This window comes from Paraburkholderia sp. JPY465 (genome assembly GCF_050436725.1).
Lineage (GTDB): Bacteria > Pseudomonadota > Gammaproteobacteria > Burkholderiales > Burkholderiaceae > Paraburkholderia > Paraburkholderia youngii.
Map to the genome: position 1 here is coordinate 234,751 of NZ_JBNDMT010000001.1, position 19,666 is coordinate 254,416.

General features: G+C 60.4%; 16 protein-coding genes and 6 pseudogenes. 9 read left to right on the forward strand and 13 right to left on the reverse strand.

Annotation, left to right across the window (positions count from 1 at the left end; all coding sequences use genetic code 11):
* Window positions 1-141: 141 nt before the first annotated feature.
* The 4 genes and pseudogenes from QFZ94_RS01140 to QFZ94_RS01155 form a co-directional block, all read right to left on the reverse strand.
* Complete coding sequence (locus QFZ94_RS01140) at window positions 142-558, reverse strand: transposase (protein ID WP_429455350.1); 417 nt, start codon at window positions 556-558, stop codon at window positions 142-144.
* Entirely contained in the window at window positions 443-1,159 is a 717-nt protein-coding gene (locus tag QFZ94_RS01145) for an IS110 family transposase (protein WP_429455352.1), read from the reverse strand. The genes QFZ94_RS01140 and QFZ94_RS01145 overlap by 116 nt, the downstream gene beginning before the upstream one ends.
* A 338-nt stretch (window positions 1,160-1,497) precedes the next feature.
* Window positions 1,498-2,970, reverse strand: a complete 1,473-nt coding sequence (locus QFZ94_RS01150) for a helix-turn-helix domain-containing protein (RefSeq protein ID WP_429455353.1) — start codon at window positions 2,968-2,970, stop codon at window positions 1,498-1,500.
* 155 nt (window positions 2,971-3,125) lie between these two features.
* A pseudogene (locus QFZ94_RS01155) lies at window positions 3,126-4,159 on the reverse strand (IS630 family transposase).
* Between the two features lie 344 nt (window positions 4,160-4,503).
* Here QFZ94_RS01155 and QFZ94_RS01160 point away from each other — a divergent pair.
* Window positions 4,504-5,349, forward strand: a pseudogene (locus QFZ94_RS01160) (IS5 family transposase); the annotation flags it as partial.
* 51 nt (window positions 5,350-5,400) lie between these two features.
* Here the strand turns inward: QFZ94_RS01160 and QFZ94_RS01165 are convergent.
* From QFZ94_RS01165 to QFZ94_RS01175, 3 genes and pseudogenes are all read right to left on the reverse strand, one after another.
* Window positions 5,401-6,090, reverse strand: a pseudogene (locus tag QFZ94_RS01165) (IS5 family transposase); the annotation flags it as partial.
* The gene (locus QFZ94_RS01170) at window positions 6,086-6,229 is read right to left on the reverse strand and encodes a hypothetical protein (protein WP_429455442.1); all 144 of its coding nucleotides are present in this window, start codon (window positions 6,227-6,229) and stop codon (window positions 6,086-6,088) included. The gene QFZ94_RS01170 and the pseudogene QFZ94_RS01165, both read right to left, overlap by 5 nt.
* Window positions 6,226-6,456, reverse strand: a complete 231-nt coding sequence (locus QFZ94_RS01175) for a hypothetical protein (protein WP_429455354.1) — start codon at window positions 6,454-6,456, stop codon at window positions 6,226-6,228. Before QFZ94_RS01175 ends, QFZ94_RS01170 begins: the two co-directional genes overlap by 4 nt.
* Window positions 6,457-7,131: 675 nt before the next feature.
* Here QFZ94_RS01175 and QFZ94_RS01180 point away from each other — a divergent pair.
* A pseudogene (locus QFZ94_RS01180) lies at window positions 7,132-7,266 on the forward strand (IS6 family transposase); the annotation flags it as partial.
* 13 nt (window positions 7,267-7,279) lie between these two features.
* Window positions 7,280-7,660, forward strand: coding sequence for a recombinase family protein (locus QFZ94_RS01185; protein WP_429455355.1), 381 nt, complete (start codon window positions 7,280-7,282; stop codon window positions 7,658-7,660).
* 286 nt (window positions 7,661-7,946) lie between these two features.
* Here the strand turns inward: QFZ94_RS01185 and QFZ94_RS01190 are convergent, their stop codons facing one another.
* From QFZ94_RS01190 to QFZ94_RS01200, 3 genes and pseudogenes are all read right to left on the reverse strand, one after another.
* On the reverse strand, window positions 7,947-9,440 hold the full coding sequence (locus QFZ94_RS01190) for a hypothetical protein (RefSeq protein ID WP_429455356.1): 1,494 nt from the start codon (window positions 9,438-9,440) through the stop codon (window positions 7,947-7,949).
* Between the two features lie 85 nt (window positions 9,441-9,525).
* Window positions 9,526-10,143, reverse strand: a pseudogene (locus QFZ94_RS01195) (IS630 family transposase); the annotation flags it as partial.
* Between the two features lie 36 nt (window positions 10,144-10,179).
* A pseudogene (locus QFZ94_RS01200) lies at window positions 10,180-10,368 on the reverse strand (IS630 family transposase); the annotation flags it as partial.
* Between the two features lie 272 nt (window positions 10,369-10,640).
* Between QFZ94_RS01200 and QFZ94_RS01205 the strand changes: the two are divergent.
* The 3 genes from QFZ94_RS01205 (at window position 10,641) to QFZ94_RS01215 (ending at window position 13,568) form a co-directional block, all read left to right on the forward strand.
* Complete coding sequence (locus tag QFZ94_RS01205; protein WP_429455357.1) at window positions 10,641-11,603, forward strand: hypothetical protein; 963 nt, start codon at window positions 10,641-10,643, stop codon at window positions 11,601-11,603.
* A complete protein-coding gene (locus QFZ94_RS01210) occupies window positions 11,543-11,914 on the forward strand; it encodes a hypothetical protein (protein ID WP_429455109.1) in 372 nt (123 codons plus the stop codon). Before QFZ94_RS01205 ends, QFZ94_RS01210 begins: the two co-directional genes overlap by 61 nt.
* A 160-nt stretch (window positions 11,915-12,074) precedes the next feature.
* Window positions 12,075-13,568 (forward strand): hypothetical protein, encoded by a 1,494-nt coding sequence (locus QFZ94_RS01215; protein ID WP_429455358.1) that lies wholly within the window; start codon window positions 12,075-12,077, stop codon window positions 13,566-13,568.
* A 205-nt stretch (window positions 13,569-13,773) separates the two neighbouring features.
* On the opposite strand, the gene QFZ94_RS01220 is transcribed toward QFZ94_RS01215, so the two are convergent.
* From QFZ94_RS01220 to QFZ94_RS01230, 3 genes are all read right to left on the reverse strand, one after another.
* A complete protein-coding gene (locus QFZ94_RS01220; protein WP_429455359.1) occupies window positions 13,774-14,151 on the reverse strand; it encodes an HrpB1 family type III secretion system apparatus protein in 378 nt (125 codons plus the stop codon).
* Window positions 14,152-14,164: 13 nt separating this feature from the next.
* Entirely contained in the window at window positions 14,165-14,461 is a 297-nt protein-coding gene (locus QFZ94_RS01225; RefSeq protein ID WP_429455360.1) for a hypothetical protein, read from the reverse strand.
* A 588-nt stretch (window positions 14,462-15,049) separates the two neighbouring features.
* A complete protein-coding gene (locus tag QFZ94_RS01230; protein WP_429455144.1) occupies window positions 15,050-16,543 on the reverse strand; it encodes a hypothetical protein in 1,494 nt (497 codons plus the stop codon).
* 810 nt (window positions 16,544-17,353) lie between these two features.
* Here QFZ94_RS01230 and QFZ94_RS01235 point away from each other — a divergent pair.
* The 3 genes from QFZ94_RS01235 (at window position 17,354) to QFZ94_RS01245 (ending at window position 19,344) form a co-directional block, all read left to right on the forward strand.
* Window positions 17,354-17,737, forward strand: a complete 384-nt coding sequence (locus tag QFZ94_RS01235) for a hypothetical protein (protein ID WP_429455361.1) — start codon at window positions 17,354-17,356, stop codon at window positions 17,735-17,737.
* Between the two features lie 114 nt (window positions 17,738-17,851).
* Window positions 17,852-19,033 carry a hypothetical protein gene (locus QFZ94_RS01240; RefSeq protein ID WP_429455308.1) on the forward strand — a complete coding sequence of 394 codons (1,182 nt, stop codon included), beginning with the start codon at window positions 17,852-17,854 and terminating at the stop codon, window positions 19,031-19,033.
* The gene (locus tag QFZ94_RS01245) at window positions 18,973-19,344 is read left to right on the forward strand and encodes a hypothetical protein (RefSeq protein WP_429455109.1); all 372 of its coding nucleotides are present in this window, start codon (window positions 18,973-18,975) and stop codon (window positions 19,342-19,344) included. The genes QFZ94_RS01240 and QFZ94_RS01245 overlap by 61 nt, the downstream gene beginning before the upstream one ends.
* Window positions 19,345-19,666 lie beyond the last annotated feature (322 nt).

A 19,666-nucleotide genomic window follows, 5' to 3' on the forward strand; every position in this document is an offset into this window, starting at 1 on the left:
GGCGAAAAGGACGCGTCGTTGGATGTGCCGTTTGTACTGTCGATTCTCATGTCTTCCTCTCCCGCTACCCGAAGGCAGGGCGACCCGCAGCGGCGCGCCGTCAGAAGCGCGCTGTGTGTCAGCGAGATCACTCGGACAAAATCATGCTGACCCACAGTCACAGGACCTGTCTCGCGCATAGCGAAATGACGGCAGCGCAAGCGAACTGTTTTCGGTTCTGGTAATCATATAGCCGACCCCACGCCGTTGTGGTGAAGCGGCGGGCGTAGAGTTGAGGTTGCGAGACCCACTTGATGCACAGGAGGCCGGCATGGATGGGGGGCGACAATGATTGCGTCCGGTGTAGCGACAAATGGAATGAACGCCCCCACCTATCGGGTGGGACACGCTAAAGAAGGCGGACCCTCGCGGGCCGACGGCATCAAAGTGCCCAAAAGGAAGATCATTGAAGCGCGAGATGGTTCCGGTCTCCAGCATGATGGTGGTAGCGAGAACCGGACCAATACCCGGCACTGAGTTCAGTAATGCATAATCCGGGTCCAACTTCACCTGTTCCATGAGTCGCTTCTCGATGACCCGAATCTCCTTCTGCAAGGTCAGCATGATCGTCAGATTGGCTTGCATCGCAAGCGTCACATCGGGAACCAAATTCGTTGACCTGCGCCTCATCCAGTTGCTTGACCCGCTCACTCTCGATCTGTCCACCACTATGACGTGCGAACAGGTTTTCAATCGCGAGGATCTGCGCCGTACGGCACTGAACCAGTTGCATCCGTTTGCGCGCAAGGTCGCGCAGCGGACGTTGCTCCACCGGATAGATGTACCCTTCGGGCAAAAGCCCGAGACGAAGCAGTTGCGCGAGATGGATCGCATCGGTGAAGTCACCGCTGTATTTCAGGCCATCATACTGCCGGATCGCTGCAGGGTTGGCCAGATGCACCCGGTAGCCGTCGCTCATCAACTCATCCACAACCCAGTACCAGTTGAACGTTGCTTCAATAACCACTCCCACGAGATCTGCACGGTGGGGTGCCAGTGCTGCGCGAATCTGGACGGGATCGTTCGGTAACCTCCGCTGGTAGAGAACACGGTCAGTTTCGTCGCTGACCACAACCACGCTGTTATTCGAGTGCAGGTCGATTCCGCTAAACTTGTCCATGCCGGCCTCCTGTGGTCAAGTGGGTCTCGCAACCTCAACTCTACGCCCGCCGCTTCACCACAACGGCGTGGGGCCGGCTATATGATTATCAGATCCGTTCATCGACTACTCGGGTAACAGGCTCGGTATCGTTGATCCGCACACCGGCGAGATCCGCGAGGCGGAGCTGTTCGTCGCGACGCTCGGCGCATCGAACTACACGCTATCTTCATGACTAGTGCTTATTGCCGTGGAAGTCACACGACTTCTCCCTTTGACATATGCGATACCCCTAAGGGCCGGAGTCATCCATCACGTCAGAGCCCAGCGACACCATCTCCGTTTGCGGCGAAGCCTCGTCAGCGCCGGAGCGTCTCCGAAGGCGCCTCATGGAACTGCTTGCGATAGTTGTTCAGGAGCGTTGAGCGATTCTGCACACCCCACTTGTTGGCCGTGGCCAATACCGTCCGCTCGCCATTGAGAGAATCGTCGAGCAGTTCCCCGCGAATCCGTTCCATCCGCAGTCGGCGAATCAGCTCGGTTGGCGAAAGGCCCAGCGAATGCCTGAAAGCGCTTTGCAACGCACGCTGAGTCACGCCGATCTCCGCCGCCACTTCACGCACCGAGAGATCGCGTCTGTCGAGGTTTTCCTGCAAATAGCGATACGCGCGCCGATAACGCGCGGGCAGGCGCGTGGCGACATCATCCAGTTGTGGCGCCTGCCGTGCCGCGTTGCCCGCGTACCATACCAACGCTTGCGCATCGTCGCGCAGGCACTGCGCGGCGATCAGCGCGTAACGGCCGAAGTTCCGCATTGCTTCGCGGCTGCGCCCGAGCGACTGATGCGTCTTCGCAACTGCGTACAAATACTCAAGCTGCCGACGTCCAGTCGACGTCGCATGGTCGATTTGACGCAACGGTTCGAGCAGCATCTCGGCTGACTGCGGCGCGTCGGACGTGAGCGCGGCCAGTACCGCTTCGAGCCGCGTGGTGCGCAGATAGCCGTCGAAACCGCGCTGCTGGGCCCATTTAAGATGCGCGAAAATGGCGTCGAGCGCTGCGCGTTCCCCACCCGCAAGCGCGCGCAACCGACGCAAATAGTCGACACGTTGCCTCAACAGCGGCGTACAGACGTCCAATGCCTCGACCTCATGAAGATCGGCCTCGTTGCTCGCCGACGCTTCCAGGCCGAAACCACCGGCTACGTCCTCAGCGCGCAGCGGGTGGGCGCCGAGGCCCGATTGCCAGTACGCGTGGTCGCTCAGCAATGCGGCGCCGCGTAGTTCGCGCTGCACGGCGAGGTCGAAACGCAAAGTGACAACAATCTCGCGCCAGTGACCAAGCAATGGTTCCCTAATAGCGGCTGCGAGTTTGTCGAGTGCATCGCTCGAATCTCGCGAGCGGCCGAACTCCTGCAACGTGCCCACGATGCCGAGCTGCGCCTCAACCTGTTGCGCCGCGCTAACGTGCGGTTCCTCGAGGAGTCGTGCGAAGCATGTCAGCGCCGTAGCAGGCCGGTGACGGAACAGCGCCTGCCAGCCAGCGTTGCGGCACGACGCCACGCGGATCGCCTGGCGCGACGAGCGGATTGCCTTCTGCGCGTAGTGATATTGCTCTTCAGCCTCCTCGAAGACGCCGAGAGTGATCTGCATGTCGGCATGCAGGCGCAGCAGCTCGGGCGAGTCTTCGAGACCTCGCGCTATCTCCCGCCAGCGGCTCGCCTGCGCGACCGCCCGTTGAATATCCCCGTCGCGCACCTTGCTGAGAAAACCGTCCGGCAGATCCTGCACGGACGACGACGCGACCAAAGGAAAGTAATATGTCAAAAACATTGCGCTCCTCCTCGTTGATGCGCATGCAGCTCCGGGCGTCGGCACACACGTCCACTACACACTGATCATTGCAAGTGCCACCATCGGGGACTTCGAATAACCCGCGGTTTTCAGTGAATTCTTCCGCTTATTGATCCGGCAATAAAATGTTGAAATCAAGCCGCATAACGGACAGGATCATGCTGGAAGTATCGCCGGATGCGTTCGGGTTGCTTCTGCACAACCCTGTAATGGTGCGCGGTGGCCTTGACCAGTTGCAGCCTGGTACGCGTTGGCGCCCGCGGTGTGACGCTTTGCTTGAGGTCGGCGTTGGCCAGCTCGTTGGGATTGAGCTCAGGGCTGTAGCAGGGCAGATAGAACACCTCGATCCGGTCGCGGTGCCTGTCCAGCCAGGCCATCACGGCCTTGCCGTGATGGACACGCAGATTGCCCAGGATCAGGAAGAGCTTTTTCTTCGCCCCGGTAATCAGTCGTCGCATGAAGTCAATCAGGATGCCGGTGTTCAGCGCACCGTCGAAGATCTTCCAGCGCATCTGTCCTTTGTTCGTCACGGTGGAAATCACCGACAGGCCGGCTCGCTTTGCGTTGACCTTGAGCACCGGCGTCTTGCCCGCGGGCGCGTAACCGCGGCCCCGAACATCGTCGGAGCGCAGTCCGGTTTCATCGCCCCAGTGGACTTCGGCTCCTTCAGCCTGGGCCCGCTGCGCAATGGCAGGATAGTCTTCATCGAGCCACTTCCTGATCGCCGCCGGCGATTGCTCATAAGCCTTCTTCAATGGCTTTTGCGGGGTGAAGCCCCAGCGCGACAGATACAGCCCCATCGTACGAACCGGCACACGGATGCCGAACCGTTGTTCGATCACTTCGGCCACGCTCTGACGGGTCCACAGGGCATAAGGCATTTTCAACTGGTCAGGTGTGCGTCCTGGATGATTTTCTGCACGACCCGCTCCTGATCTGCGCTCAGGCTGCGTCCGGTCCCCGACGGACGACCGCGAGGTCCGACATCCACGGCACGCCAGCCGCCCGCCTCGTACGCCTTGCAGGCCGCAATCACCGTCGTGGGCGACATCTCGCAACGCAGCGCCACTTCTTTCAACGCTACGCCTTCGATGCGCATCTTCACCGCGCGGCGACGGCGTTCATTCAGTGCCGCCATCGGCAAGGTTCGGGAGTCGATTTTTTCCACATTACTTCCGACCATGTGCTGCGCTCAAAGTTTCAACATTTTATTGCCGAATCAATAGGTCGTAGCTGACCGCCATCAACGTCATCGCAAAACTCGCCCGGGCTTGGACGATCGTGCACGAATCGAAGAAATTCTCGAAGTGCTGACTGCCGTGCGTGCTGACCGTATCGGTCTCGATCCGCCCACGGGAGCAATTGCTGTCGATGAGCCGGTCGCGGCCTCATGGGCGTTGTTGCATAAATCCGGGCCACTGTGCATGTGCTGACGTATACGCGCAGCATCGGCTGCCGTGCCTCTGTTAACGATTCGGGTTCCTGCGTACATTCTCGATTTTTGCCGGGAAGATTCGCAGGGATACTGCCAACTCGCAAGGCGAGCTCAAGGGCAAGTGCCGCGTCAAGAACCGGGCGCAATGCAACGCGGGGCTCATCGCTCGAGGGGATGTAACGATGTGGATTGACTCCGATCTTTTCGCTGCAGGACCGAAATTCGAGGTACGCACCCGGGGCCGACCGTCCGTCTATGCGGATGCGCTCGTGCAGAGGCTGCTCGAACTCAAGCAGGTCTTTCATCTGCCGCTGCGCGCACTGCAAGGCTTCGCTCAGAGTCTGCGCAAACTTGCCTTCCCAAGCCTGCCCGTGCCGAGCTACACAACGTTGAGCCGTCGCGCGCAGACCCTCAAGGTAGCGCCGCCGGCGCAACGTCCCAAAGAACCTTTGCACCTCGTGTTCGACAGCACCGTACTGAAGGTCTATGGCGAAGGCGAGTGGAAGGTGCGCAAGCATGGCCGGTCCAAGCGTCGCACCTGGCGCAAGGTGCATAGGGCGATGGACCCGAACACTGGACAAATCTGCGCCGCACTGATGACTCATCAAGACGAAGGCGATGGCGAAGTGTTGCCTGATTTGCTCGACCAGATTCCCGCTGACGCGGCAACCGACACCATCGGTGGCGACGGCGCTTACGACACGAAGGCGTGCCATGCACGGATTGCGGCGCGCGGCGCTGCCCCGTCTGTCCCGCCGCATGAGGGCGCGACGCGGTAGCCAGAGAGCACGCCCGGCGCGGCATGGCGCAATGCCGCCATCGATTCGCTCGCACAACGCAGCAAACGTGAATGGAAGCAGGCAACCGGCTACCACCGTCGATCGCTGGCCGAGGCCCTGATGTACGGAAAAAGCGTTTTGTCGTGCAGGGTCTTGCTGGTCTGCATGACGAAGCGCGCCCCGGGCGACCGCGCGCGCATGACTGACCATAGCGACGATCGACAGCCCGGAGCGGTTCGCCATCAGGATGTGGCCGTGGTAGCACAGGGTGACTGGACTCGTTCTCTTGAACAGACGTCCGTCCGTATCCCTGCTCGACTCATGCGTATCGTTGCTGCGCCGCTTGCCTTTCCAGTCCGTGTCGGCATTGCCTCCGCCGCTTGCTGGCGGCCCATTGTCCGAACCGTCCTTTGCACGGGAGCTCTTGTGACTGGCCCGTGCCTGAATCAGCGTGCCGTCCACCGAGAAATGCTCCCTGGAAAGCAGGCCACGTTGGTCGGTCAGACTCATGACTTCAGTGAAAAACGCTTCCACGACTTCATGCTCCAGCAGCCGGTCGCGGTTTCTTCGAGAACACCGAGTGGCCCCACACGGGGCTCGATCGCCAGCCCGATGAACCAGCGGAACAGCAGGTTGTAACGCATCTGTTCCATCAGCATGCGCTCGCTGCGCACCGAGTAACACTTGCAACAGCAGCGCACGCAGCAGTTTCTCGGGTGCAATCGACGCCCGGCCTCTGTCCGCATAGATCACGCTGAACAAAAACCCGTTGAGCCGCTTCAATGCGTCATTCACCAACAGCCGGATCGGTCGCAACGGGTGATCAGCAGGGACGAAGTCTTCCAGTTTGACCGTCGTAAACAGCGAGTCCTGCATCTCATCAATCCCGCGCATCGCACTCATCGCCCCATCTCATGAACACGATATCCATAACGCCTTCCCCCCCTTTTACACGGGACGCAAAATCAACAGCCTGCAGGACCCGGCAGATCCAGAATGCGTCCTGGCCGGCTTCGTAGCTCACGACGACCCGTGTATTGTGCGGCAGTGCCATGCCTGCCTTTGTGTTGCAATCAGCGTCAGCACCGCCTGCAGGCGGGCAGCCGGGTCCGTTTGCGCGACCGCGTGAATCGACGGACTCTCGCGACATCCGTCATGCAGCGCGACCTTCCACTTGGCCGCCGCCAGTTCAACCGATACAGCCAGCACCGCGTCCGTCGCGTTGACCCAATCCGTTCCGTGTGTGCGCATGACGCTCTCCCATAAGCAGCTCCATCCCGACAGGCTGATTCTACCGATCAGCCTATCGCCCCCTGCACATAGGATCTAGGTGCTCACCGGTCGCGGCGCAATCGTATCGACCGTCGATGCCAGCGCCGCGAACTCGATGTGCACTCGAGCTTGCTCAGCGGGGCGCCCAGTGCATCGATCTCCTCGCGGTGATGCTAATCGGCGAACGTGTCTGTTTTTGATGGCGCTGCGCTTTCTTACTCGTACTCCCTGTACTCGTACTTAGGATTTCCAAAATGCTGCAAAGAGCGGAGGTCTTTCGGGTCGCCCGTGAACTATTCTTCACAACGTCCTCGCCGATGTCAGCGACCACCCCCGGGACGTATAAACAGCATTTCTCTAAATGTTCTCATTCAATCACGGTCGACAACATGATGCCATCGATCCATCCTGTTTCTCTATCAAATTTATTTGAGGCATTGCATACCTTGACTAAAGTTGCGTCGGTGCGCCCCATTATTTGGAATTGCAGAGTGAGCTTCCCCTGAAATTTCGTTTTCCAGCAGGTCGTGTGTGAACTGGCTCCGGTGCAAATAGGTAGCGTGGTCGAAAAAATCCTTATAGATTTCGATACCTTATCGATTGAACAGGACGGGGCACTGTCACGTTGGCGAGGTAGTCACGTAAGATGTCACGATGAAGAAAGGAAAATCGCTTTATCACGGCCACCGGTTCCCGGCGGCAATCATTAGTCTCGCGGTTCGGTGGTATTTCCGGTTCCAGCTTAGCCGGCGTGATATTGAAGAACTGCTGTTCGAGCGCGGTGTCGTTGGTCAGGCCGCAATTGGAGCGCCTGCGCGACGCTGCCGCGCTCGGGACGGTCGATCGGCTGTACATCCTCGCGCCAGACCGCCTGGCGCGCAAATATGCGCACCAGGCCCTGTTGATGGAGGAATTCTCCTCGTGCGGCGTACAGATCGTGTTTCTCAATCATGCAATTGGCACGACGCCGGAAGAATCACTGCTGCTGCAGATGCAGGGCATGATAGCGGAGTACGAGCGGGCAAAAATCGCAGAGCGTCACCGCCGCGGCAAGCTTCACGGCGCGAAAGCGGTACCGTCAATGTGCTATCAGGGACGCCTTACGGCTACCGCTATATCCGAAGACAGCTCGACGGGACGCCAGCCCGGTACGTTATCGAACTGCCGCAAGCAGCCACTGTGAAAGCGATCTTCGAGTGGGTCGGGCTGGAGCGCCTGAGCCTCGGAGAAGTGATACGTCGGCTTGGCGAGGCCGGTGCCGTGACGGCATCGGGCAAGCCATACTGGGACCGCAGCGTGGTATGGGGTTCTGTTGCAGTAAGGCCCACGTTAAAATTGGGTAGCGAATTTTGGCGTGGTTCAAAAAGCGCGATTTTTGCGTTACACAGACGAGCGGAAGCAGCCTGCGTAAGAAAGCAGGAATAATAAGGAGTGCGGTTCAAATGGAGGCCGGCGACGACCTGCCGATATCAGGTTCGCTGAGGCTGGAGTGGGCCGAATCCGAGCAGCGTCAGCCAGTGATCGTGAGGCTTGCGGCTCATCAGTTCCCTCGGGCTCTTTCCAGTTCGCTCAGGGCATCGGCTGCGGGCAAAGCGGCGATGGTTGAAGACAAACTGCAGCAGACCAAGCCAGGCCCGCCCGCCCTTCAGATGACGCCGGTTGGTCAGGTAGACGCGCAGTCGCGAGTTGAGATTTTCGACCAGCGAGCTGCTGCGTGGTGTGCTATGCAGCGCCCCGGATACGGCGGCGTAGACGCCGTGAAACGGGCGGCCGATGCGGGCTAGCAGGCGATTCCACCCTTGCCAGAACGCACTCGACGTTTCGGACTTGCGATGCAGCATGCAGACCTCGCGCACGAGATGGCGCGCCACGTTGTGCGTTCGTGCAATGGCGTCGAGTTTTGTGTCGAGCAGGCCCGCGAAAGCGAGCAGGCCGTCGCGCTGGTTCTGAAGGGCACGCCGGTATGCCCCTGTACGTGACAGGTCCCGTGCTTCACGTTGCTGCAGTTCGGCAACCACGAAATCGAACAGCCGTTGACGCGTCGCGAGGTCCGGCCCAGCCAGTGACAGGATGTCACGTTCGAGCCACTGAACCAGGGTGCGCAGGTCGGCAGCCAGCTCGTGCGCATGGGCTTCATTGCGCCGAAGCGTTTCCAGCGCGGCTTCGAGGAGGCTATCCTCACCACGTCGACGGGGATTGGCCAGACGCGCTTCGAGCTGCTCGCGCCCGGTGCGAGCGCCACTGGCGACACGATGCCAGAGCGTCGCTAGTGATTTACCGTGCTGGATGATGTGGAATACGTCGCCGTGACACGGCGTATCGGGCCAGGCCATTTTTTGCCCGGCACGCAGACCGGTTCCCGCATCGGCGATCGTGTGCTCAGGATCGAGGCCCTGTGCCTGCAGGTCCAGCAGATGGATGGCCCAGGTGTCGCCGTCGCGATGGGCTTCGGGGGCGAGCAGATAGCAATAGGTCGAGGCGACATCGATACCGGCGAGCACGGGTTGGGAACCCTGAAAGAGTTCGTCGTGCAGACCGACCCGGATGGGTGAGAGATCGATACCGGCGTTGATGGCGATGGCCTGCTTTGCGGCCCGCTGAAGAACGGTGTGAATCGTGCCCAGGCTGGTCGAGACGCCGAGCAGGTCGTGCATGAGTTCAAGGGTACTGCGAAACGAAACGTGGCCCACCATCGTGAGCGCCACGATGACCTGATCGAGCCATTGGCGGGTGACCGGCAGCATGAAAAGCACCTGATCTGCGTCGGCTGCCCGCGTGGTATCAAAGGCTTCATCCAGCGCTACACTGGCCGTGCCGATCTGTCGGTAGACCGTCGGGCGGCTCACGCCGTTACGCTCAGCCAGCACACTGATGGGTTCGGTGCGCGTGAGGGCCTGAAGTGCAATCGCTTTGCGTTTGTCGTCGCTCAGTCTGCCGACGCCAGATCGGGTGTTTTGAGTCATGGATGCCGCAGAGGAAAAATGGGGGCACCATTATCGCCTGGCACTCAAGGTGCCTCCCAATGTGTAACGCAGCTTTGAACCTCGCCACCTTGAGCACCGGTGTCTTTCCCGTGGGCGCGTAACTGCGGCCCCGAACATCGTCGGAGCGCAGTCCGGTTTCATCGCCCCAGTGGACTTCGGCTCCTTCAGCCTGGGCCCGCTGCGCAATGGCAGGATAGTCTTCATCGAGCCACTTCCTGATCGCCGCCGGCGATTGCTCATAAGCCTTCTTCAATGGCTTTTGCGGGGTGAAGCCCCAGCGCGACAGATACAGCCCCATCGTACGAACCGGCACACGGATGCCGAACCGTTGTTCGATCACTTCGGCCACGCTCTGACGGGTCCACAGGGCATAAGGCATTTTCAACTGGTCAGGTGTGCGGTCCCGGATGATTTTCTGCACGACCCGCTCCTGATCTGCGCTCAGGCTGCGTCCGGTACCCGACGGACGACCGCGAGGCCCGACATCCACGGCACGCCAGCCGCCCGCCTCGTACGCCTTGCAGGCCGCAATCACCGTCGTGGGCGACATCTCGCAACGCAGCGCCACTTCTTTCAACGCTACGCCTTCGATGCGCATCTTCACCGCGCGGCGACGGCGTTCATTCAGTGCCGCCATCGGCAAGGTTCGGGAGTCGATTTTTTCCATACTACTTCCGACCATGTGCTGCGCTCAAAGTTTCAACATTTTATTGCCGGATCAATAGTGTCCTGTCCCGCTAATACGTGAACAAAGTCGATGCAACTTCTCGAGAATCGAGTCCGCAGTGGCAGTCCAGCGAAACGGCTGGCAGTTCGTGTTGTACGCGGTGACGAAATGGTCGATGCGTTGGACCAACTGCTTGACGCTGGTAAACGAGCCGCGACGGATGGCCTGATTGGTAACCACAACTGATTGCGGGTTTCAAGCGGACTGAAGTTGCATTTGATCAGTAGGACATATGTTTCATGAAATGCAGGAGTTGGCAAGACGGGCGGCGCGAAGCGGTAGTCGGATTTGCGAGGTGATCGACATGGCATCGACGCGCGGGGCCGCGACGCAATGCGCCGGCGACGTGACGACAGGCGGCCCAGAGGGGCGCGATCAGCTGCGGCAGTAGTGCCGCGCTGGATGAAGCCTTTGATACCACGCGGGCAGCCGACGCAGATCAGGTGCTTTTCATGCTGCCGGTCACCCGCCAATGGCTCGATCAGGTCATCGTGGCGCTCACGATGGTGGGCCACGTTTCGTTTCGCAGTACCCTTGAACTCATGCACGACCTGCTCGGCGTCTCGACCAGCCTAGGCACGATTCACACCGTTCTTCAGCGGGCCGCAAAGCAGGCCATCGCCATCAACGCCGGTATCGATCTCTCACCCATCCGGGTCGGTCTGCACGACGAACTCTTTCAGGGTTCCCAACCCGTGCTCGCCGGTATCGATGTCGCCTCGACCTATTGCTATCTGCTCGCCCCCGAAGCCCATCGCGACGGCGACACCTGGGCCATCCATCTGCTGGACCTGCAGGCACAGGGCCTCGATCCTGAGCACACGATCGCCGATGCGGGAACCGGTCTGCGTGCCGGGCAAAAAATGGCCTGGCCCGATACGCCGTGTCACGGCGACGTATTCCACATCATCCAGCAGGGTAAATCACTAGCGACGCTCTGGCATCGTGTCGCCAGTGGCGCTCGCACCGGGCGCGAGCAGCTCGAAGCGCGTCTGGCCAATCCCCGTCGACGTGGTGAGGATAGCCTCCTCGAAGCCGCGCTGGAAACGCTTCGGCGCAATGAAGCCCATGCGCACGAGCTGGCTGCCGACCTGCGCACCCTGGTTCAGTGGCTCGACGTGACATCCTGTCACTGGCTGGGCCGGACCTCGCGACGCGTCAACGGCTGTTCGATTTCGTGGTTGCCGAACTGCAGCAACGTGAAGCACGGGACCTGTCACGTACAGGGGCATACCGGCGTGCCCTTCAGAACCAGCGCGACGGCCTGCTCGCTTTCGCGGGCCTGCTCGACACAAAACTCGACGCCATTGCACGAACGCACAACGTGGCGCGCCATCTCGTGCGCGAGGTCTGCATGCTGCATCGCAAGTCCGAAACGTCGAGTGCGTTCTGGCAAGGGTGGAATCGCCTGCTAGCCCGCATCGGCCGCCCGTTTCACGGCGTCTACGCCGCCGTATCCGGGGCGCTGCATAGCACACCACGCAGCAGCTCGCTGGTCGAAAATCTCAACTCGCGACTGCGCGTCTACCTGACCAACCGGCGTCATCTGAAGGGCGGGCGGGCCTGGCTTGGTCTGCTGCAGTTTGTCTTCAACCATCGCCGCTTTGCCCGCAGCCGATGCCCTGAGCGAACTGGAAAGAGCCCGAGGGAACTGATGAGCCGCAAGCCTCACGATCACTGGCTGACGCTGCTCGGATTCGGCCCACTCCAGCCTCAGCGAACCTGATATCGGCAGGTCGTCGCCGGCCTCCATTTGAACCGCATTCCTTACTATTCCTGCTTTCTTACGCAGGCTGCTTCCGGCGAGGTTCAAAGCTGCGTTACACATTGGGAGGCACCTTGAGTGCCAGGCGATATGGTGCCCCCATTTTTCCTCTGCGGCATCCATGACTCAAAACACCCGATCTGGCGTCGGCAGACTGAGCGACGACAAACGCAAAGCGATTGCACTTCAGGCCCTCACGCGCACCGAACCCATCAGTGTGCTGGCTGAGCGTAACGGCGTGAGCCGCCCGACGGTCTACCGACAGATCGGCACGGCCAGTGTAGCGCTGGATGAAGCCTTTGATACCACGCGGGCAGCCGACGCAGATCAGGTGCTTTTCATGCTGCCGGTCACCCGCCAATGGCTCGATCAGGTCATCGTGGCGCTCACGATGGTGGGCCACGTTTCGTTTCGCAGTACCCTTGAACTCATGCACGACCTGCTCGGCGTCTCGACCAGCCTGGGCACGATTCACACCGTTCTTCAGCGGGCCGCAAAGCAGGCCATCGCCATCAACGCCGGTATCGATCTCTCACCCATCCGGGTCGGTCTGCACGACGAACTCTTTCAGGGTTCCCAACCCGTGCTCGCCGGTATCGATGTCGCCTCGACCTATTGCTATCTGCTCGCCCCCGAAGCCCATCGCGACGGCGACACCTGGGCCATCCATCTGCTGGACCTGCAGGCACAGGGCCTCGATCCTGAGCACACGATCGCCGATGCGGGAACCGGTCTGCGTGCCGGGCAAAAAATGGCCTGGCCCGATACGCCGTGTCACGGCGACGTATTCCACATCATCCAGCAGGGTAAATCACTAGCGACGCTCTGGCATCGTGTCGCCAGTGGCGCTCGCACCGGGCGCGAGCAGCTCGAAGCGCGTCTGGCCAATCCCCGTCGACGTGGTGAGGATAGCCTCCTCGAAGCCGCGCTGGAAACGCTTCGGCGCAATGAAGCCCATGCGCACGAGCTGGCTGCCGACCTGCGCACCCTGGTTCAGTGGCTCGAACGTGACATCCTGTCACTGGCTGGGCCGGACCTCGCGACGCGTCAACGGCTGTTCGATTTCGTGGTTGCCGAACTGCAGCAACGTGAAGCACGGGACCTGTCACGTACAGGGGCATACCGGCGTGCCCTTCAGAACCAGCGCGACGGCCTGCTCGCTTTCGCGGGCCTGCTCGACACAAAACTCGACGCCATTGCACGAACGCACAACGTGGCGCGCCATCTCGTGCGCGAGGTCTGCATGCTGCATCGCAAGTCCGAAACGTCGAGTGCGTTCTGGCAAGGGTGGAATCGCCTGCTAGCCCGCATCGGCCGCCCGTTTCACGGCGTCTACGCCGCCGTATCCGGGGCGCTGCATAGCACACCACGCAGCAGCTCGCTGGTCGAAAATCTCAACTCGCGACTGCGCGTCTACCTGACCAACCGGCGTCATCTGAAGGGCGGGCGGGCCTGGCTTGGTCTGCTGCAGTTTGTCTTCAACCATCGCCGCTTTGCCTGCAGCCGATGCCCTGAGCGAACTGGAAAGAGCCCGAGGGAACTGATGAGCCGCAAGCCTCACGATCACTGGCTGACGCTGCTCGGATTCGGCCCACTCCAGCCTCAGCGAACCTGATATCGGCAGGTCGTCGCCGGCCTCCATTTGAACCGCACTCCTTATTATTCCTGCTTTCTTACGCAGGCTGCTTCCGCTCGTCTGTGTAACGCAAAAATCGCGCTTTTTGAACCACGCCGGCTGACCTCTCGCTCTTACTGCGACAGAACCGACTGATGGATCGGAACTGCGGCTAAACCACCCGAGCCTGCGGGGCCTGGAGCGCTCAAACCGGCTCGTCCTTCTCGTTGATACGGCCGAGCAATCGCAGCATAGAGTTGCGCACATACGGATCGGGGTCCTCTAATTTTTCCTCTGCATAGCGATGCCAAGTCTGGTCCCCGAGCAAATACAAACAAAGCGCCTTCAACTCCGAATGCCTGCCCTCAGGCAAGCCGTTAAGGTGGCGGAGTGCATCCAGTGTATGGCCCCGCCGAATCGCGAGGACAGTTGGAAAGACGAGCGCCTCCCGTGCGGCGGGTTGGACTTCGTACAACTGCGCAAGCCGGGCCTCCGCGTCGTCGAGCCGATCGCTTTTGATGGCGTCGACAACGGCCCGTGCGAGCGAAGCACTGTCTGGCGAGTCGGGGATGCTCCCGGACATGAAAGCGCTTCGATTAGAACTCACTTTCCAATCCAGTCGCTTCTTTGTCCGATGGACTACCGCCTTGGGCGGACCAGCCCCCTGAAATCGCATTTGCGCCGCCGTCCAGCAGCTCGCCAATTGCGCCAAACGCTTTGAACGGCAATGCGGCCACTTTAAACGGCGCTGCCAATACATCTTCCCCCACCTTCAATACAGCTCCCCCAACCTTCTCGACATCAGCAACGATTCCCATGCCAATCTCCCTACAAACGAACGAAAAAACAGCTTCACCAGCGAACGGCGATGCAGCCGATTGAAAGCGCAGCACGGTAAGACCGATTTTGATACGGTGCGGCACGTGCCGAACAAGCAATGCGAACCGAAATGTGGCCACGCGCTAGTGCCACTGTGCCCACTGCTTACAGATTTTCTACCAACGGGTTTCGGAGGATTTCAGCGATTCTCCGTTGAAGGTACCAATGATGCATGAAGGGCCCTGGATGGCAAGATGCGCACGGCGAAGTCATGCCCCGAGGGGCGAAGTGATCAAGATGGTATCGGCGCGCGTGGCCACGGCGCAATGCTCCGGCAAGGTGAGAGCAGGCCGCCCTTCGGGTCGCGATCCGCTACGGCAGTAGTACCGCAGTTTGTAGCGCTTTGTCCGGATGGGTACCCCGGGCCTGGCCAAGGTCCTGAAGCGCCTTCACTACCCGCTTGAAGTGATTTTGGGGTTCCAAGCCCAAACCCCAATGATTTTGGAATGCTTCTGAAAACAGAGGGTTAGGTTATGGAATGTAGGGCGTGGTTCAAAAAGCGCGATTTTTGCGTTACACAGACGAGCGGAAGCAGCCTGCGTAAGAAAGCAGGAATAATAAGGAGTGCGGTTCAAATGGAGGCCGGCGACGACCTGCCGATATCAGGTTCGCTGAGGCTGGAGTGGGCCGAATCCGAGCAGCGTCAGCCAGTGATCGTGAGGCTTGCGGCTCATCAGTTCCCTCGGGCTCTTTCCAGTTCGCTCAGGGCATCGGCTGCGGGCAAAGCGGCGATGGTTGAAGACAAACTGCAGCAGACCAAGCCAGGCCCGCCCGCCCTTCAGATGACGCCGGTTGGTCAGGTAGACGCGCAGTCGCGAGTTGAGATTTTCGACCAGCGAGCTGCTGCGTGGTGTGCTATGCAGCGCCCCGGATACGGCGGCGTAGACGCCGTGAAACGGGCGGCCGATGCGGGCTAGCAGGCGATTCCACCCTTGCCAGAACGCACTCGACGTTTCGGACTTGCGATGCAGCATGCAGACCTCGCGCACGAGATGGCGCGCCACGTTGTGCGTTCGTGCAATGGCGTCGAGTTTTGTGTCGAGCAGGCCCGCGAAAGCGAGCAGGCCGTCGCGCTGGTTCTGAAGGGCACGCCGGTATGCCCCTGTACGTGACAGGTCCCGTGCTTCACGTTGCTGCAGTTCGGCAACCACGAAATCGAACAGCCGTTGACGCGTCGCGAGGTCCGGCCCAGCCAGTGACAGGATGTCACGTTCGAGCCACTGAACCAGGGTGCGCAGGTCGGCAGCCAGCTCGTGCGCATGGGCTTCATTGCGCCGAAGCGTTTCCAGCGCGGCTTCGAGGAGGCTATCCTCACCACGTCGACGGGGATTGGCCAGACGCGCTTCGAGCTGCTCGCGCCCGGTGCGAGCGCCACTGGCGACACGATGCCAGAGCGTCGCTAGTGATTTACCCTGCTGGATGATGTGGAATACGTCGCCGTGACACGGCGTATCGGGCCAGGCCATTTTTTGCCCGGCACGCAGACCGGTTCCCGCATCGGCGATCGTGTGCTCAGGATCGAGGCCCTGTGCCTGCAGGTCCAGCAGATGGATGGCCCAGGTGTCGCCGTCGCGATGGGCTTCGGGGGCGAGCAGATAGCAATAGGTCGAGGCGACATCGATACCGGCGAGCACGGGTTGGGAACCCTGAAAGAGTTCGTCGTGCAGACCGACCCGGATGGGTGAGAGATCGATACCGGCGTTGATGGCGATGGCCTGCTTTGCGGCCCGCTGAAGAACGGTGTGAATCGTGCCCAGGCTGGTCGAGACGCCGAGCAGGTCGTGCATGAGTTCAAGGGTACTGCGAAACGAAACGTGGCCCACCATCGTGAGCGCCACGATGACCTGATCGAGCCATTGGCGGGTGACCGGCAGCATGAAAAGCACCTGATCTGCGTCGGCTGCCCGCGTGGTATCAAAGGCTTCATCCAGCGCTACACTGGCCGTGCCGATCTGTCGGTAGACCGTCGGGCGGCTCACGCCGTTACGCTCAGCCAGCACACTGATGGGTTCGGTGCGCGTGAGGGCCTGAAGTGCAATCGCTTTGCGTTTGTCGTCGCTCAGTCTGCCGACGCCAGATCGGGTGTTTTGAGTCATGGATGCCGCAGAGGAAAAATGGGGGCACCATTATCGCCTGGCACTCAAGGTGCCTCCCAATGTGTAACGCAGCTTTGAACCTCGCCCTGGAAAGAGCCCGAGGGAACTGATGAGCCGCAAGCCTCACGATCACTGGCTGACGCTGCTCGGATTCGGCCCACTCCAGCCTCAGCGAACCTGATATCGGCAGGTCGTCGCCGGCCTCCATTTGAACCGCATTCCTTACTATTCCTGCTTTCTTACGCAGGCTGCTTCCGCTCGTCTGTGTAACGCAAAAATCGCGCTTTTTGAACCACGCCGAAGAATCTTGGCGGCGCATCCGCGCCCCGGAAAAGCTCACTTCGATGCTTGACGGGATGACGTTCAAGGATGGAGAACCGGTGACCGACAGCACACCGGCTCAGCAATCGCTAGCCGCCTGATTACGCCGAGACCGCATACACCAGATTTGACTTTAACTCGCCGAAATACGCACAAGTGCAAATGCTTTCGCATACGCGCACGCGGTGAAGTAGGCGCTTTCCCTAATATGAAGGTCCATTTACTTTGGAGAAGACCATGGGATGTCAATGTTCTGGAGGTTTGAGTATTTTTTCTAGCAATACGTCCCATAATGATGTCACTTCCGAGGGCGCGCCATCGGCGACGCCTATCCGCCACGGCCCGACCAGAGCGGAAACATTTGGCCAATCGCCTCTGGCGCATCTGCAACGCCGTACACCTCGCACGCATTCTCCGACACCCGCGGCTCCACGCTCGCCGTTGCCACAGCGCGCCGAACAACAGATCGGTAGTAGCGCCCTGATCAGCATGAACAGGGAAATTGACCGCCTGATTCAGCAGACATCTACGCGAGGCCTGCGCATCCAGAACGCGGCAGCGCGTACGTTGCAACTTCAAATTCAAAGTCAACTCGCAGGTATCGTGCAAGAGGGGGCGGATGACTTCCGCGGTCGCATCGATACAATCACGGCATCGGTTGGTCGTTACGATGCGATGATGGGGCGGGCTGATGGTCAACGTGCGGAGGAAAACCAGCAGCTTATGCGGCAGCGTGAACAGGTCGGGCGCGTGTTCGAGTTTGAAGCCAACCCCGACAACTATTCACAGCCATTCGACCAATCGGCACGATTTGCGTCGCCATCCATGTACGGGCGCATACCCTCGAGGGGGGCGTCGGACGACAGTGAGTAAGCTGGGTTCTGTTGCAGTAAGGCCCACGGGCGAGGTTCAAAGCTGCGTTACACATTGGGAGGCACCTTGAGTGCCAGGCGATAATGGTGCCCCCATTTTTCCTCTGCGGCATCCATGACTCAAAACACCCGATCTGGCGTCGGCAGACTGAGCGACGACAAACGCAAAGCGATTGCACTTCAGGCCCTCACGCGCACCGAACCCATCAGTGTGCTGGCTGAGCGTAACGGCGTGAGCCGCCCGACGGTCTACCGACAGATCGGCACGGCCAGTGTAGCGCTGGATGAAGCCTTTGATACCACGCGGGCAGCCGACGCAGATCAGGTGCTTTTCATGCTGCCGGTCACCCGCCAATGGCTCGATCAGGTCATCGTGGCGCTCACGATGGTGGGCCACGTTTCGTTTCGCAGTACCCTTGAACTCATGCACGACCTGCTCGGCGTCTCGACCAGCCTGGGCACGATTCACACCGTTCTTCAGCGGGCCGCAAAGCAGGCCATCGCCATCAACGCCGGTATCGATCTCTCACCCATCCGGGTCGGTCTGCACGACGAACTCTTTCAGGGTTCCCAACCCGTGCTCGCCGGTATCGATGTCGCCTCGACCTATTGCTATCTGCTCGCCCCCGAAGCCCATCGCGACGGCGACACCTGGGCCATCCATCTGCTGGATCTGCAGGCACAGGGCCTCGATCCTGAGCACACGATCGCCGATGCGGGAACCGGTCTGCGTGCCGGGCAAAAAATGGCCTGGCCCGATACGCCGTGTCACGGCGACGTATTCCACATCATCCAGCACGGTAAATCACTAGCGACGCTCTGGCATCGTGTCGCCAGTGGCGCTCGCACCGGGCGCGAGCAGCTCGAAGCGCGTCTGGCCAATCCCCGTCGACGTGGTGAGGATAGCCTCCTCGAAGCCGCGCTGGAAACGCTTCGGCGCAATGAAGCCCATGCGCACGAGCTGGCTGCCGACCTGCGCACCCTGGTTCAGTGGCTCGACGTGACATCCTGTCACTGGCTGGGCCGGACCTCGCGACGCGTCAACGGCTGTTCGATTTCGTGGTTGCCGAACTGCAGCAACGTGAAGCACGGGACCTGTCACGTACAGGGGCATACCGGCGTGCCCTTCAGAACCAGCGCGACGGCCTGCTCGCTTTCGCGGGCCTGCTCGACACAAAACTCGACGCCATTGCACGAACGCACAACGTGGCGCGCCATCTCGTGCGCGAGGTCTGCATGCTGCATCGCAAGTCCGAAACGTCGAGTGCGTTCTGGCAAGGGTGGAATCGCCTGCTAGCCCGCATCGGCCGCCCGTTTCACGGCGTCTACGCCGCCGTATCCGGGGCGCTGCATAGCACACCACGCAGCAGCTCGCTGGTCGAAAATCTCAACTCGCGACTGCGCGTCTACCTGACCAACCGGCGTCATCTGAAGGGCGGGCGGGCCTGGCTTGGTCTGCTGCAGTTTGTCTTCAACCATCGCCGCTTTGCCCGCAGCCGATGCCCTGAGCGAACTGGAAAGAGCCCGAGGGAACTGATGAGCCGCAAGCCTCACGATCACTGGCTGACGCTGCTCGGATTCGGCCCACTCCAGCCTCAGCGAACCTGATATCGGCAGGTCGTCGCCGGCCTCCATTTGAACCGCATTCCTTACTATTCCTGCTTTCTTACGCAGGCTGCTTCCGCTCGTCTGTGTAACGCAAAAATCGCGCTTTTTGAACCACGCCCGAAATTCTTTTGTGTAGACACTCGCCTACACGATGATCAACCTGCGGCACTACTGTCGCAGCTAATCGAACGGCGTCGCCGCAGCTCTCAGATCCGGCGCAGTGCGCCATGATCCAGCTCACGTCAGCCTTGTAGAATCAATTTGCATTCCCTACGACATGAAGAAAATTCGATCATGGCCGATCAAATCAAAACCTGCAATC